The organism is Mammaliicoccus sp. N-M50, assembly GCF_022386995.1.
In the GTDB taxonomy this organism is placed as follows: Bacteria; Bacillota; Bacilli; order Staphylococcales; family Staphylococcaceae; genus Mammaliicoccus; species Mammaliicoccus sciuri_A.
In genome coordinates this window covers 279,980-294,661 of sequence record NZ_JAJNJA010000002.1, presented here as the reverse complement: position 1 = coordinate 294,661, position 14,682 = coordinate 279,980, and the positions used below count along the sequence as shown (strand labels likewise).

General features: G+C 31.9%; 18 protein-coding genes. All 18 read right to left on the bottom strand.

Features of this window, described 5'->3' with window-relative positions; genetic code table 11:
• Positions 1 to 12: 12 nt before the first annotated feature.
• The 18 genes from yqeH to LQ622_RS04650 all read right to left on the bottom strand — a co-directional run bounded on the left by yqeH (position 13) and on the right by LQ622_RS04650 (position 14,675).
• Positions 13 to 1,113: a ribosome biogenesis GTPase YqeH gene (gene yqeH / locus LQ622_RS04735; protein WP_119650964.1), complete on the bottom strand. Its 1,101-nt coding sequence runs from the start codon at positions 1,111 to 1,113 to the stop codon at positions 13 to 15.
• A 2-nt stretch (positions 1,114 to 1,115) separates the two neighbouring features.
• On the bottom strand, positions 1,116 to 1,640 hold the full coding sequence (locus LQ622_RS04730; RefSeq protein ID WP_025904225.1) for a YqeG family HAD IIIA-type phosphatase: 525 nt from the start codon (positions 1,638 to 1,640) through the stop codon (positions 1,116 to 1,118).
• Positions 1,641 to 1,870: 230 nt separating this feature from the next.
• Positions 1,871 to 2,560 (bottom strand): 5'-methylthioadenosine/adenosylhomocysteine nucleosidase, encoded by a 690-nt coding sequence (locus LQ622_RS04725; RefSeq protein WP_239762006.1) that lies wholly within the window; start codon positions 2,558 to 2,560, stop codon positions 1,871 to 1,873.
• A 67-nt stretch (positions 2,561 to 2,627) separates the two neighbouring features.
• Entirely contained in the window at positions 2,628 to 3,866 is a 1,239-nt protein-coding gene (locus LQ622_RS04720) for an NRAMP family divalent metal transporter (protein WP_239762007.1), read from the bottom strand.
• Between the two features lie 11 nt (positions 3,867 to 3,877).
• Entirely contained in the window at positions 3,878 to 4,636 is a 759-nt protein-coding gene (gene pxpA, locus LQ622_RS04715; protein WP_037588380.1) for a 5-oxoprolinase subunit PxpA, read from the bottom strand.
• A 12-nt stretch (positions 4,637 to 4,648) separates the two neighbouring features.
• Entirely contained in the window at positions 4,649 to 5,986 is a 1,338-nt protein-coding gene (gene accC, locus LQ622_RS04710; RefSeq protein ID WP_239705345.1) for an acetyl-CoA carboxylase biotin carboxylase subunit, read from the bottom strand.
• Positions 5,987 to 6,000: 14 nt separating this feature from the next.
• Entirely contained in the window at positions 6,001 to 6,420 is a 420-nt protein-coding gene (locus LQ622_RS04705) for an acetyl-CoA carboxylase biotin carboxyl carrier protein (RefSeq protein ID WP_204252596.1), read from the bottom strand.
• Positions 6,417 to 7,424: a 5-oxoprolinase subunit C family protein gene (locus LQ622_RS04700; protein WP_239762008.1), complete on the bottom strand. Its 1,008-nt coding sequence runs from the start codon at positions 7,422 to 7,424 to the stop codon at positions 6,417 to 6,419. Before LQ622_RS04700 ends, LQ622_RS04705 begins: the two co-directional genes overlap by 4 nt.
• Positions 7,421 to 8,146 carry a 5-oxoprolinase subunit PxpB gene (gene pxpB / locus LQ622_RS04695; RefSeq protein WP_239762009.1) on the bottom strand — a complete coding sequence of 242 codons (726 nt, stop codon included), beginning with the start codon at positions 8,144 to 8,146 and terminating at the stop codon, positions 7,421 to 7,423. The genes LQ622_RS04700 and pxpB overlap by 4 nt, the downstream gene beginning before the upstream one ends.
• A 149-nt stretch (positions 8,147 to 8,295) precedes the next feature.
• Positions 8,296 to 8,772, bottom strand: a complete 477-nt coding sequence (gene greA, locus LQ622_RS04690; protein WP_025904231.1) for a transcription elongation factor GreA — start codon at positions 8,770 to 8,772, stop codon at positions 8,296 to 8,298.
• 29 nt (positions 8,773 to 8,801) lie between these two features.
• Entirely contained in the window at positions 8,802 to 9,425 is a 624-nt protein-coding gene (gene udk / locus LQ622_RS04685) for a uridine kinase (protein ID WP_025904232.1), read from the bottom strand.
• Positions 9,425 to 10,693: a peptidase U32 family protein gene (locus LQ622_RS04680; protein ID WP_037588390.1), complete on the bottom strand. Its 1,269-nt coding sequence runs from the start codon at positions 10,691 to 10,693 to the stop codon at positions 9,425 to 9,427. The genes udk and LQ622_RS04680 overlap by 1 nt, the downstream gene beginning before the upstream one ends.
• Positions 10,694 to 10,716: 23 nt before the next feature.
• Entirely contained in the window at positions 10,717 to 11,640 is a 924-nt protein-coding gene (locus tag LQ622_RS04675) for a peptidase U32 family protein (RefSeq protein WP_037588393.1), read from the bottom strand.
• Positions 11,640 to 12,281, bottom strand: a complete 642-nt coding sequence (locus LQ622_RS04670; RefSeq protein ID WP_126477539.1) for an O-methyltransferase — start codon at positions 12,279 to 12,281, stop codon at positions 11,640 to 11,642. The genes LQ622_RS04675 and LQ622_RS04670 overlap by 1 nt, the downstream gene beginning before the upstream one ends.
• Positions 12,282 to 12,464: 183 nt before the next feature.
• Positions 12,465 to 13,580: an endolytic transglycosylase MltG gene (mltG, locus tag LQ622_RS04665; RefSeq protein WP_239774728.1), complete on the bottom strand. Its 1,116-nt coding sequence runs from the start codon at positions 13,578 to 13,580 to the stop codon at positions 12,465 to 12,467.
• A 79-nt stretch (positions 13,581 to 13,659) separates the two neighbouring features.
• Positions 13,660 to 13,965 carry a DUF1292 domain-containing protein gene (locus LQ622_RS04660; RefSeq protein WP_025904237.1) on the bottom strand — a complete coding sequence of 102 codons (306 nt, stop codon included), beginning with the start codon at positions 13,963 to 13,965 and terminating at the stop codon, positions 13,660 to 13,662.
• 19 nt (positions 13,966 to 13,984) lie between these two features.
• Positions 13,985 to 14,413: a Holliday junction resolvase RuvX gene (ruvX, locus tag LQ622_RS04655; RefSeq protein WP_025904238.1), complete on the bottom strand. Its 429-nt coding sequence runs from the start codon at positions 14,411 to 14,413 to the stop codon at positions 13,985 to 13,987.
• Positions 14,406 to 14,675, bottom strand: a complete 270-nt coding sequence (locus LQ622_RS04650) for an IreB family regulatory phosphoprotein (RefSeq protein ID WP_037588397.1) — start codon at positions 14,673 to 14,675, stop codon at positions 14,406 to 14,408. The genes ruvX and LQ622_RS04650 overlap by 8 nt, the downstream gene beginning before the upstream one ends.
• Between the last annotated feature and the right edge of the window lie 7 nt (positions 14,676 to 14,682).

Below are 14,682 nucleotides of genomic sequence, written 5' to 3'. Positions count from 1 at the left end.
TTAATTCACCTCTTATAAAATAGATGTTCTTAATGTAACTTCGACTTCTTTAGGTGCCGTAACATGTATTTCTGCACCTGCATCTACAGTTACAAATCCTAATCCTGAAATCATAACATCTTTTCTTTCAGCTTCAGTTGTAATCTTAGTTGTTTTTAAGTTGTCGAAGTTAAAGTTTGATGGATCATATGGAGGTTTAAGCAGTTCACCAATTTGACGTTTCCATAAATCATCAGCGTTTGATAACTTTGTTCTATGAATGTTTAAATCGTTTGATACAAAACAAGTTAATGAACGTCTACCGCCACTTACATAATCCACTCTAACTAAGCCACCTAAGAATAAGCTTTGTTCTTCGTTTAATTGATACACTTTAGGCTTAATTTCTTTTTTAGGCATAACAACTTTTAATTCTTTATCTGTAACGTAATGTGTCATTTGATGACTTTGAATAATACCTGGTGTATCAAACATATATGAATCATCATCTAATGGAATATCAATCATATCTAATGTTGTACCTGGAAAATGACTTGTTGTAATCACTTCTTTTTCGCCAACACTCTTTTCAATCAATCTATTGATTAATGTAGATTTACCTACGTTTGTTGTACCCACTACATAAACATCTTTACCATCTCTAACTTTCTCGATAGTTGATAATAAATCATCAATTCCTTGATTTTTATATGCAGAAATCAGTACAACTTCGTCAGGATTAAGTCCAAAGTCTTTCGCACGATTTCTTAGCCATATTTCAACTCTTCTTTTATTAATGGCTTTAGGTAAGATATCCATTTTATTCGCGACAAGTACAACTTTTTTCTTACCTACTATATCTTTTAAGCGATGTATCATCGAACCTTCTAAATCAAATACATCCACAACATTGACGATTAGACCATCTTCATTGTGAAGAGATTTCAACATATTTAGAAAATCTTCACTTGTTAAATCAACATCTTGGACTTCATTATAATTTTTAAGTCTAAAACATCTTTTACAAATGACATCTTCTTTATTCAAACTTGATTGTGGAACGTATCCAGCTTCATTCGGATTTTCAGATTGAAGTGTTGCACCACAACCAATACATTTAGCAAACTCTGTCAAATTTATTCCTCCCAGTTAATTAAACCTTTTCTCTTAAAGTAATTTAAAAATCTTCTTTCTATTAATCGATTAAATTTCGTAACGAAACCATCTGTTTTTTTCACAGGTACGACCATAATTGTATATAATCCGTTTCTATTTCCACCAAACACATCTGTTAACATTTGATCACCAATAACAACTACTTCAGACTTATTGACGTTCATTAATTTAGCTGCTTGTCTAAACGCTTTACCACGTGGTTTACGCGCTTTAAAAATATAATCAATATTTAATGTTGATGAAAATGACGCAACACGTTCTTGATTATTATTAGAAACAATCGTAACTGTTATACCATTATCTTTCATATTTTCAAACCAATTTCTCACTTCATCTGTTGGATCTTTAACATCCCAACCAACTAATGTATTATCTAAGTCTGTGATAATTGCTTTTATATTTTTAGATTTTAAATGTTCAGGTTCGATATTAAAAACTGATTGAACATATTCATTTGGTAAAAAATATTTTGTAAATAATCCCATTATTACACCTCAATATTATCTTTTATTTTAACATAAATTATATTTACATTCCTTTAGTTCAATACAAAATAAAAGTGTTGCAAATCACTTACGATTCGCAACACTAAATATTATTCTGTAATTTCACGGTCAGAAGATTTTTCAACTTCTGTATTCGCATAAATCACATAACCAACAAGTGCTGTAGCAATGACAGCGATAGCCATTAATATTAACATGAAACTGCCTCCTTATGCCACTCTATTTAATAATAATTTTACAATTTTACTAGAATTGACGCAAGCTACTTTTAAAAATTCTTCAAAAGTAACATCAGATTCTTTATCTGCTAAATCTGAAACAGCTCTCGTAACAATAATAGGCACATTATATTGGTAACAAGTTTGCGCAATTGCACCAGCTTCCATTTCTACGACACTCGCAGTAGGAAAGTTAGATTTAATCACTTTACGCTGATCAATTGAGCCTATGAAACTATCACCTGTAGCAACTTCACCAACAATACCATTTAAATCAAGTTGTTCTATTGATGATTTAGCTAAGTCAATTAATTCCTTATCAGTTTCATAAAATTCTGGCATACTTGGTACTTGTCCCAATTTGTAGCCAAATGCCGTTGCATTAACATCATGATAATAAACTTTATTACTAATAATGATATCACCAATATTTAATTCGCTATCAACAGAACCTGCTGATCCAGTATTAATGATTAAATTTGGTTTAAATTCATTGATAAGTAATGTTGCTGTAATTGCAGCATTTACTTTACCAATACCACTTTGTGCTAATACAACTTGTTTATCTTCTATATTACCTTTATAAAAAATAACATGTGCAATTTGGATTGTTTCTCTATTTTCAATAGATGACTTTAATATTTCTACTTCTTCTTCCATTGCTCCAATAATACCAATCATGCTTTATCACTCCATCATATTCATTCATATTTATATTAACATAATTAGTATACTTTGAAATAAGTTTTTAACTATTCCACAAACTTTGTAAGCCTTGTAATGATAAGACCCCTGCTATTAATGTTGTAACAACAGCAATAATACCAATTACAATCATCCAAGTTGGGTGTTTATAGTCACCAACGATACTTTTCTTCTTAGAAGCAATTAAAATTGTTCCTAAAGTTACTGGTAAAATCAAACCGTTCAATGCACCAGCAATAATCAACAATTTAACTGGCTTACCAATTGTTAAGAATACAATAGATGAAACGACTATGAAAATAATAATAACTAAGTTTCTATGATTTTTAATAGATGGATGTAATGATTGAATAAATGTTGTACTTGTATATGCACAGCCAATTACGGATGATAATGCTGCTGCAAATAATACAACACCGAATACTTGTTTACCGACAGGTCCTAATACATGTTCAAATACAGAAGCTGGTGGATTGTCTGGATTTAAAGTGAATCCTGTAACAACAACACCAAGTACTGCTAAGAATAAAAATGTTCTCATTATACCCGTTGTTAAAATACCTGAAATGGCCGCTCTATTTACAAATGGAATATAGCCTTTTCCAGTGATACCCGCTTCTAACAATCTATGAGCACCTGCAAATGTAATATAACCACCAACAGTTCCACCAACCAATGTGATGATTGGTACGATGAGTTTACTAATATCATCAGGTACAATCATTTTTTGTGCCGCTTCGACAACTGGTGGTTTCGTTAATACCATTACATAAGCAACAATGGCAATCATGAGCACACCTAAAATTTGTGTAATAATATCTACGACTTTTTGTGCGTTTTTAACAACAAATATTAAAATCGCTAATACGCCTGTAATACCTGCACCAATTCTTACATCTAAACCGAATATCGCATTAAGTCCTAGTCCAGCACCTGCAACGTTACCGATGTTAAATGCTAGCCCACCAATAGCGATTAATATTGCGATAAATGTACCTAACCCCTTAAACACATCATTCGCGATATCTTGTCCACCTTTACCGACAACTGTGATAACACGCCAAATATTAATTTGTGCACCGATATCAATCAGAATAGATGCAAGTATTGCAAATGCAAAGCTTGCAAGAAATTGCTCAGTAAAAACTGCCGTTTGAGTTAAAAATGCTGGTCCAATAGATGAAGTAGCCATTAAGAATACTGCACCCCATAGAATTCTTCTATGCTTATTTGTTATTTCAAACGGTTGATTTAACTCCTCATACCCTTTATTTTGCTTCATACGCTTTCCTCCTATTTCATTGCACTAATTTCTATGCCTTCAGCTTTAAACTGTCGAATAATTTCTTGAACAAAATCTAAAGCATGTTGTCCGTCTCCATGTACACAGATTGTATCTGCTTCAATCGGAATTTCATTTCCATTTATCGTCATAACTTTAGATTCTTTTACCATTTTAATAACTTGTGCGACAGCTTGGTTAGTATCTTTTATAAGCGCGCCCTCTTTTTTTCTTGAAACTAATTGGCCATTATCTTCGTATGCACGATCAGCAAATACTTCGCTCTTATACGTTAAATTATGACGTTTACATGATTCGATTAGTTCACTGTTAGATAAACCAACAAATAATAATTGATCATCAAAATCTTTCACTGCTTTAACAATTGCATCGGCAATTACTGGATCTTTAGCACCCATTTGATACAACGCACCATGTGGCTTTACATGGTGTATTTTTGTTTGATGTATTTTACAAAATCCAGATAATGCACCTAATTGATAAATGACTAAATCATAAACTTCTTCTGGTGTAACATCTATGTTTCTACGACCAAATCCAATTAAATCTTGAAATCCTGGATGAGCACCAATATGTACATCATGTTGAACTGCCAATTTAACTGTTTCATTCATAACGTGCTGATCTCCTGCATGAAAACCACAAGCGACATTTGCAGAAGTAATTAAAGGTAATATACTTTCATCATTACCAAGTTTATAGTTACCAAAGCTTTCTCCTAAATCACAATTCAAATCAACTTGTACCATAATACCCTCTCCTTAAACGATTTTATGTTCATGTAGAAATTTAATGGTTATATCATTTTTAATATATGGTTCATAGCTCAACACGCGATATAAAAAGTCTAACGTTGTCGGAAAACCATCAATGACCGTTTCTTCTAACGTACCTTTCATTTTTTCAATTGCTTCAAGTCTATCTTCACCTTTAACAAGTATTTTAGCGACTAATGAATCGTAGTATGGTGGAATTTGATAGCCATCATATAACATACTGTCTACTCTCGTATTAAATCCATTAGGTAAATGTAATGCTTGAACAACACCTGCTGCTGGGCGGAATTGTTTTTCTGGATTTTCAGCATTTATACGACATTCAATCACATGCCCATCAAAATGGATATCCTCTTGATTAATAGATAACTTCTCACCATTAGCTACTAATATTTGTTGCTTAATTAAATCAACACCTGTTAATAATTCTGTGACTGTATGTTCAACTTGAATGCGCGTATTCATTTCTAAGAAATAATAGCCGTCATCAGTTAGTAAAAATTCAATTGTTCCAGCACTTTCATAATTACAAGCTTTAGCAGCTTTAACAGCATCAGCATGTAGTGAATTTCGCGTTTCTTGATCTAATGCTGCACAAGGTGCTTCTTCGATTAACTTTTGGTTCTTTCTTTGAATTGAACAATCACGTTCACCGAGATGAATCGCTTCTCCATGTTTACTCGCGAGTATTTGAACTTCCACATGTCTAGCTTCATCAATAAATGTTTCAATATACACACGTTTATCTCCAAAGTATTTTTCGCCTTCAGATTGAGCTTCTTTAAAGAATTGTTCAAGTTGGTCAGGTTCTTGTACGATTCGAATCCCTTTACCACCACCGCCACTAGCAGCTTTTAATACAAATGGATAGCCTACTTTTTGAGCAACTTCTTCTGCTTCTTTAACTGTCTTTACTTCTCCAATAGACCCAGGAATAATAGGTACGTTCGCGTTGTACATCGTTTCTCTTGCTTTTATTTTATCTCCCATTAAATCCATCGTATTATAACTAGGACCGACAAAGATAATATTTTCTTCATCTACTCTTTTTCTAAAAGTCGTGGATTCTGATAAAAATCCATAACCAGGATGAATCGCATCTGCTTTACTCATCTTACAAGCTTCTAAAATGCGTTCAATATCTAAATAACTATCACTTGATTGACTTGGTCCAATACAAATGGCTTCATCTGCTAATTGCACATGTAAACTATCTTTATCTGCTTTGGAATATATTGCGATTGTTGTGATATTCATCATTCTACATGTTCTAATGATTCTTACCGCAATTTCACCTCTGTTTGCAATCAGTAAACGCTTAATCATATAAATCCCCCTTATTTCAATGTGATAATCGTTTGTCCGTATTCAACAGGATCCCCATGATTAATTTGAATATCATTAACGATACCGTCATACTCACTTATAACTTCATTGAGCACTTTCATTGATTCGATATAACCGACAACTTGACCTTTTTTCACTTCATCTCCAACTTTGACAAGTGGATTTAGTAATGTTTCTTCATCTTGTAAATAAAATGTTCCAAGAATTTCCGCTTCTATTGTATTAAGCTGTTCTTCCTGATTTGCTGATGGCGTGTTTTCTTCAACATTATTGACTGGTGTTGTAGTCACGTTATTTGATGTTGATTTTAAATCTAACTCGACTTCGACCGTTTCATCTTTATATTTCATATAATTTACTTGATTTTGTCTCATGAGTTTAATAAGTTCTTCTATCTTTTCTATATTCATGACTGATTCCCCTTTATAAGTTTTGCGATTTTTTTAGATTTAGGACGAATATTGCTTAAATCTTTATATTTTTTCAGTTTAATATCATCTATATCTGCTTCTAATTGTTTAATATATGTTTGATATTCAAGCGTGGCATCTTCAAATGAAATCCATTTAAAAGTAATGCTGTCATTTGCTTTTAATTGAGAGAGCTTTTCTCTACCTATAAAACTAACTGTAGCAATCTTTGTATAACCACCTATCGTCTGACGATCATTAAGCAATATAATCGGTTGACCATTAATAGGAACTTGTACACTACCTGGTGCAATCGGTTCAGAAATAATGTCTGCGTTGTGCTTATGTTCAAGCGGTTCATCCCCATTTAATCGATAACCCATACGATCTGACATTTCTGATATTGTATATGATTGATTAACAAGTTGGTCATGTGCTTCTGATGTAAATTCATCAAATTGTAGCCCTTCCATAATTGGAATGATGTTTGCATCTTCTAATTGATTGATATTAAACGTATTACCTATAATGTCATGGTTGATTGTTTTATCTTTGAATTTCAAAACATCATTTCTATTTAATATTCTTCCATTCATGCCACCTATGCCACTTCTAGTATGTGTCGATACACTGTCTAATATGGGTTCAATATTTAAAGACTTATGAAAAGCTAAATAGCCTCTCGCCCCAGATGAAATAGTCTTTATATTGAGCACTTGCCCTTTTTCTACATAAATTGCTGTATTTACTGGTATTGTTTGATCATCAAGCTGTATATCAGCATCATACGCAACAAATGCAACGATGTTCGATTCTTCAAATTTCAATGTAGGACCATTTAAAGTCACTTCTAAAACAGGTGCATTGTCATTATCCACTAAAGCATTTGCGATACTGTATAAATATTGATTCATAACACCCGCTTCAGAAAATCCATCTTTTTCAAACTTTGATCGACCAATATCTTGAACAGTTGTAAACAAACCGGGTTTTATACATTTCATTTCAATTCACCTACTAACTGACTATAATCAAATGTGCCATTTGCAATTTCGTCTTCGATTCTTGTAAATTCTTCTTGATGAATTGCTTTAAAAGCAATATAGTCTCCAGCTTCGTATAAAATCATAGGCTCTCGATCTAAGTTAAAAACATCTATCGGCGTGCGACCAATAATTTGCCATCCGCCTGGTGATGATTTCGGATAAAGTCCTGTTTGATTATTTGCAATTCCAACAGATCCTTGGACGATTTTACTTCTAGGAGTTTCCTTTCTAGGTGTATGTATTTTCTCATTTAGTCCTCCTAAAAATGGAAAGCCAGGTAAAAATCCAATTGCATAAATTAAATAATTTTCTTCCGTATGTATTTGAATCACATCTTCTTCTGATAATTGTGCATGCTCAGCAACAATATTTAAGTCTGGTCCAAATTCACCACCATATACAACTGGTAATGTTATCAATTTTTTTGAACGTGATGCATTTTCTTGATTAAGATTTAAATGATGTAAGTCTAGTTCATCAAGGAGTGTTTCGTATGTATAATGTTTAACATCAAATGCGACCATGATTGATCGATATGATGATGTCACACTTATAACAGCAGGATGCTGCAATGATTCAATATGTAAAGCGATTGTCGAAATTTTATTCCTTATTTCTGGACTGATTTCATTTTGTTCATAAATCATAAAATGCGTCTCACTCACTTGCTTAATATCCAATTTTACCACCCCTTTGTTAACGCTTTTAATAATCAGATAATTAAATCAATTATACTTTATCATAATACCATGATTTATATATAAAAAAAAAGCTGTAAAAACGTTTGTTTCATACGTTTCTACAGCTTTTCTATTAAATTATTATACGATTAATCGATTTTTACGATTTTAACTTTCATTTCGTTACCATTTGGTAATGGAACATTTACTTCTTCGTTTAATTTTTTACCAATTAAAGCTTTAGCAATTGGAGATTCATTAGAAATTTTACCTTCGAATGGATCTGCTTCTGCTGAACCTACAATTTTGTAGCTTTCTTCTTCGTTACCTGGAATTTCAGTAAATGTTACAGTTCTACCGATTTGCACGTCATTTTTTGAACCATTATCTTCAATAATTTGAGCATGACGAATCATATTTTCAATTTTTTGAATTTCTTGCTCAATGAAACCTTGCTCATCTTTAGCTGCATCATATTCAGAGTTCTCAGATAAGTCACCAAAACTACGTGCTACTTTTATTTTTTCAACGACTTCTGGTCGCTTAACTGTTTTTAATTCTTCAAGTTCTTTTTCTAATTTGTTAAAACCTTCCTGTGTCATAGGAAATTCTTTTTGTGTTTCCATTCTTCCATCTTCCTTTACTTTATAATTATTTAAATATTTTTAACTAACGATTGAATTTTCGTAGTCATAATATCAATAGCTACCTTATTACTACCACCTTCAGGGATGATGATATCCGCATATTTCTTAGTTGGTTCAATAAACTGGATATGCATCGGTCTTACAACTGATAAGTATTGATCAATTACTGACTCCATCGTACGTCCTCTTTCTTTAATATCTCTCGTTAAACGACGTAAAATTCTTAAGTCAGCATCAGTATCAACATAAATCTTAACATCCATTAAATTACGTAAATCTTCATTTTCAAGCGCGAATATACCTTCAAGTATAATAACATCTTTAGGTTCGAATCTAATCGTCTTATCGCTTCTCGTGTGATTTGAATAATCATACGTAGGCACTTCAATTGCATGTCCATCTTTAATTCTTGTTAAATCTTGTTTTAATCTTTCATTATCGAAAGCGAATGGATGATCATAGTTAGTCTTCAATCTATCTTCAAAAGACATATGTGATTGATCTTTATAATAGTAATCTTGTTCTATTAATGCAACACTATATCCATCTAAATTTTTCATAATTTCGGATGTTACAGAAGTCTTACCTGAACCAGAACCCCCTGCAATACCTATAATTGTAGTCTTTCCCATCAAACGATTCCCTTTCTCATCATGTTATTTGGATAAATCTGACGATCCACTTTTATTTGAATGACTTGAAGTGGATGTCTGGCTGCGTCTAGCTCTTCACCATTTTCATCATATATCTTATCAATGACTTGAGTGAAGTTTTCAATCTCAGGTCCAAAAAATTCAATTTCTTGTCCTGGCTTGAAATAATTTCTTTGTTGGATGGTAGCTATTTGTGATACTTCGTCATAGTCTAACACTAATCCACAAAAATCAAAAGGTGTTTTTTTATTTGATTCGTGTCCAAACATTTGTTCTTCGTAATGTGGTACACCTTCGAAGAACGCTGGTGCAGTGTCTCTATTCGCACATTTATCTAATTCAATCAACCATCTAGGATCAATTTTAAAGTTTTCTGGATCCTCAGCATAGCGATCAATTACTTTACGATATACAGATACAACAGTAGCAATATAATGAATAGATTTCATTCGACCTTCAATTTTTAGAGAATCTATACCGATGTCCATCATTTTAGGTATTGATTCGATTAATTTCAAGTCTTTTGGACTCATTGCAAAAGGTGTGATCTCATTACCATCGAAATATGGCTCTAATTCTCCATCTTCTTCTACTGAAATTAAATCATAATCCCATCTACAACTTTGACAACAGCCACCTCTATTTGAGTCTCTTGCTGTCATATGATTACTTAATGTACATCTACCAGAATATGCAATACACATTGCACCGTGAATAAATGTTTCTATTTCAATATCAACTTTTTCTTTCATTTCGCGCATTTCTTCAGCACTCGTTTCACGAGCTAGAACGACTCTCTCAAGCCCTTCTTCTTTCCAATATTGAACTGCACGGTAATTTGATAAAGATTGTTGTGTACTTAAATGGATTTCTAAATTAGGTGCAACACGTTTACACGTTTCTATAATAAGTGGATCGGCAACTATAATACCGTGTGCACCCGTTTCATTTAGATTTTTTAAATATTCTTCTAGCCCTGGAATATTTTCATCATGTGCAAAAATATTTGTTGTAACATAAATTTTCGCGCCATATTTTGCTGCAAACTGGACGCCTTCTTTTATTTCTTCCATCGTAAAGTTATCAGCATTTGACCTTAAACCATATTCTTGTCCACCTAGGAACACTGCATCCGCACCATAATGAACAGCAATTTTGAGTTTTTCTAAATTTCCTGCAGGCGCTAGAAGTTCTGGTTTTTTTATCTTTGTTTGACGACTAGCGCCAATAGGTTCTAGAACTTTCATATATATCATTCCTTTAATATAACTTAATAAACTGTTTGTTTGAACATAAATCCTTGATCCATTGGACGATGATCTTTTTGAACCTCTTCAATAGGTTCAACTAACATAAATTTTTCATCTTCATATAACTCTGGATCTTCGTTATATAAGTCAATCGCTTGTCTATATTGCTCAGTCGCGATATTAATATATTCTTCTGTTTGAAGTACGCCGTCAATCTTAAACGCATCAATTTGTGCTTCTAATAAATCCTCTAAGTCTTCGATTAAGCAAATATCATTCGGACTCATAATGTGTGTACCATTATAATCTTCATAAATTGGATATTTATTACTTCTTTCTTCATCATATAAAAGCATGTCTTTATTTTCTTTACGATTTTCAATTTTCATGACTTTATCTTGATACATAAAGTAATTACCAAGTAATTTTCTTTTAGACTGGAACATACAAGTCATGCCGTGTACTTGTACTTCAATTTCGACATTACTTTTTTCTTTAATTTCTAGTACTTCTTCAATACTTAACTCACGAGCCAACACTGCTCTAGCTGAACCTCTATCACCCCAATAATTACATTGAAAATGATTTGTCACGATTGTTTCAGCATTCCAATTTAAAGGTATAGGATTCTCACGATGTTTCATTGCCATAACAACTGCTGGATCGCCAAAAATGATTCTATCTGCTTTTAATTCATGTAACAGATCAATATAGGATTCCAAATCATCAATATGTTCATTATGAAAAATACCATTTACCGCTACGTATGCTTTTTTACCATGCTCATGGATAAGCTTAATGGCTTCACGAAGTTCTGGTTCTTTAAATTCACCAGCAAGTCTTAATCCAAATTTTTCTTCACCAATGACAAATGCATCAGCACCTAATTTGATTAATTGTTCAATATGTTCAACGGACTTAGGTGTCACTAGTAATTCTGTCATTACAATTTCTCCTTTTTAGAAATGGCCATTCCATCACCAATATTAATCAATGTCGTTTTATAATTTTCATGATTCATTAACCAATGATTATATTTTTGAACTTTCTTAACCATTTGTTTAACGTTTCTGTTTCTTACAATTTCAATATTACTTACAAAACCATGGTATAAAATATTGTCTGTAATAATGATGCCATCATCTTTAAGCAGTGGTTCATAAAGCTCAAAAAACTTTTGTGATTGTGCTTTAGCAGCATCGATAAAAATCATATCAAATGACTGGTCGGTAGGTAATAATTCAAAAGCTTCTAATGCATCAGAAAAGATAACATTAACTTGGCTTTCATAACCAAAGTCTTTAATATTTGAAAGAGCTTGTTCATACATTTCTTCTTTTCTTTCAATCGTCCACACATTAATACTCGGATCACATGAAGCAAAATGCATCGCGCTATATCCAATTGCCGTTCCAATCTCTAGAATACTTTTCACATCTTTAATTCTAATTAATTGTTTAACAAACTCTGTGGAGATTTTGTCCATTATTGGAACATTATATTGTTCAGCATAATGCCTTAATTCATCGATATTTGATGAATTTTGAAACAACAATTGTTCGATATATTCTATATCTTTTTCCATGTCATTACTTCCTTACACTCGAATATAATAAAAAACCCAACTAGTCTCCTGACTAGTTAGTATGTATCAGTCATATCTGCAATATGATTTCATAAACATTAGATATTTTACCATATTTTCGAATAAAAAGTAAGTATATATATAACAAGAACGCTTTTAAAATTTAAAAGCGTTCTTGTTATATTATTTATCTCTATTCTTTTCTTGTTCCTTTAAGTTCTCTGCAAATAATACTTTACCCTTTTTAGTTGTTGTATAGTAAAAATAATCTGTTTCCGGAGGGTTTACCGTTGTTCTAGCTGTTTCATCAGATATATTACATATTGGACCTATAGGTAATCCTTTATGTGCATATGTGTTATATTTTGAATCATTTTTATAATCTTTATCTGATAATACTTCAGTTGTCTCTTTTTTATTTGCATATCTTACAGTCGCATCTGAATTCAAAGCAATTTGTGGATTGTTTTCAATTCTGTTTAACAGTACTGAAATATATCTCGATTTATCTGTCACGTTTTTCATTTCTGATTCTACAATTGATGATAACGTTAAATACTCATGGAAAGTAATCTTCTTTTCTTCATAGTTAGTCGTATATTTAAAGCCACCATTTTCTTTATATATTTTATAAGTTGTATGGTAAGTTTCATTCAGCATTTCATTTGTAACGTCATCAATCGTCACATCTTTTTTTGAAAACTGATACGTACTTGGTGCTAAATAGCCTTCTAATGGGTATCTTAAGTTTTTATTTAATACTTCGTCCGTTAACATATCGGGATATTTTTTTTGATATTTTTTCACAAAATCTTGATCTCTCATTTTCTTTAAAAAGCTTTCGCGACTAATAGAAGTATTTTCTTCTAAAATACCAGCAATTAATTCTATATTCGAACCTTCTTTTATATCATATTGGACTGCTGTTTTTAAATACACTTTTCCAGTTTCTAAACTTTTCGCAATATCTCTTGGTGACATTGATGGTGAAAACTTATATTCCCCAGCTTGAAAGCTAGAAATATTATTAAGTTTCAAATAATATTTGAAAATAGTAGCATTTCTAATTATTTTTTTATCGGATAACTCTTGGCTTAACATTTCAGTATTTGTGTTTGGATTAACATTGACAATAACTTGCTCATTGCTATCGGCGTTAACAGGTTTCACATTAATACCTACTACAATTAAGCCTATTAAAGTAATTAATATAAGTAATAAAAAGAGGATGCTGATGATTGTTAAACTAATATACTTAGATAATAATCTCGCATCTTTATATATACTATTTTTTTCCATATGTAACTCCTTATGTAAAATAAATACCCCTAATGATTATATCACATTAGGGGTAAAGTGTACTATTACATATTAAATTTTAAACATCGTCCATTTCAGTATTAACGATTTCTTCAATCATATCCCACTCTTCGTCAGTTTCAACTGGTAATAATTTACCACCTTCACCGTCGTCATTAGCTTCATTGATCATTGGGATTAATTCAATTTCTTCATCATCTGCTGTACCTTCTTCAGCTAAGATGATGTATTCTTTCTTGAATTCTGGGTGATAGAATTCTAATACTTTACGGTATAAGACTTCATTATTATTTTCGTCTATTAATGTTAATAATTCTTCCTCATTGTTAATTTCTAAATGTCCTTCGTGATTATGTTCAGTCATTATTCATTCTCCTCATCAATTATTTAATAGAATCTAGGTAACCCTGTAATATAAATACAGCTGCCATTTTGTCTATTACTTTTTTTCTTTTTTTTCGAGAAACATCTGCTTCTAATAATGTGCGTTCAGCACCAACTGTGCTTAATCTTTCATCCCACATTACCATTTTTAATTCTGGTCTTTCTTGTTGAAGTAAATCTTTGAATTGAATGGATGCCTCTCCGCGAGGACCAATAGAATTGTTCATGTTTTTTGGCAATCCTATAATGACAGTATCAACATCATATTCATCAATGATTTTTATAAGTTGGTCAATTCCAAAATCTTCGTTTTCTTCGTTAATGCGGAGTGTATCTATACCTTGAGCTGTCCAACCCATCGCATCACTTACAGCTACACCTATTGTTTTACTACCGACGTCTAAACCTATTATCCTGTTTTTAAGCATTGAATTCATTTTCTTGCTTTAAATAGTGTGATACAAGCTCTTCCATAATATCATCTCTATCTAAACGTCTTATTTGATTTCTTGCTTCGTTGTGTCTAGGTATATAAGCTGGATCGCCAGAAAGTAAATAACCGACTATTTGATTTACTGGATTATAGCCTCTTTCTTCTAAAGTTCGATAAACATTTTGTAGTACTGTTTTGACATTTTCTTTTGGAAAATCATCATAGTTAAATTTCATAGTTTTATCAAAATTATTCATCTTTATT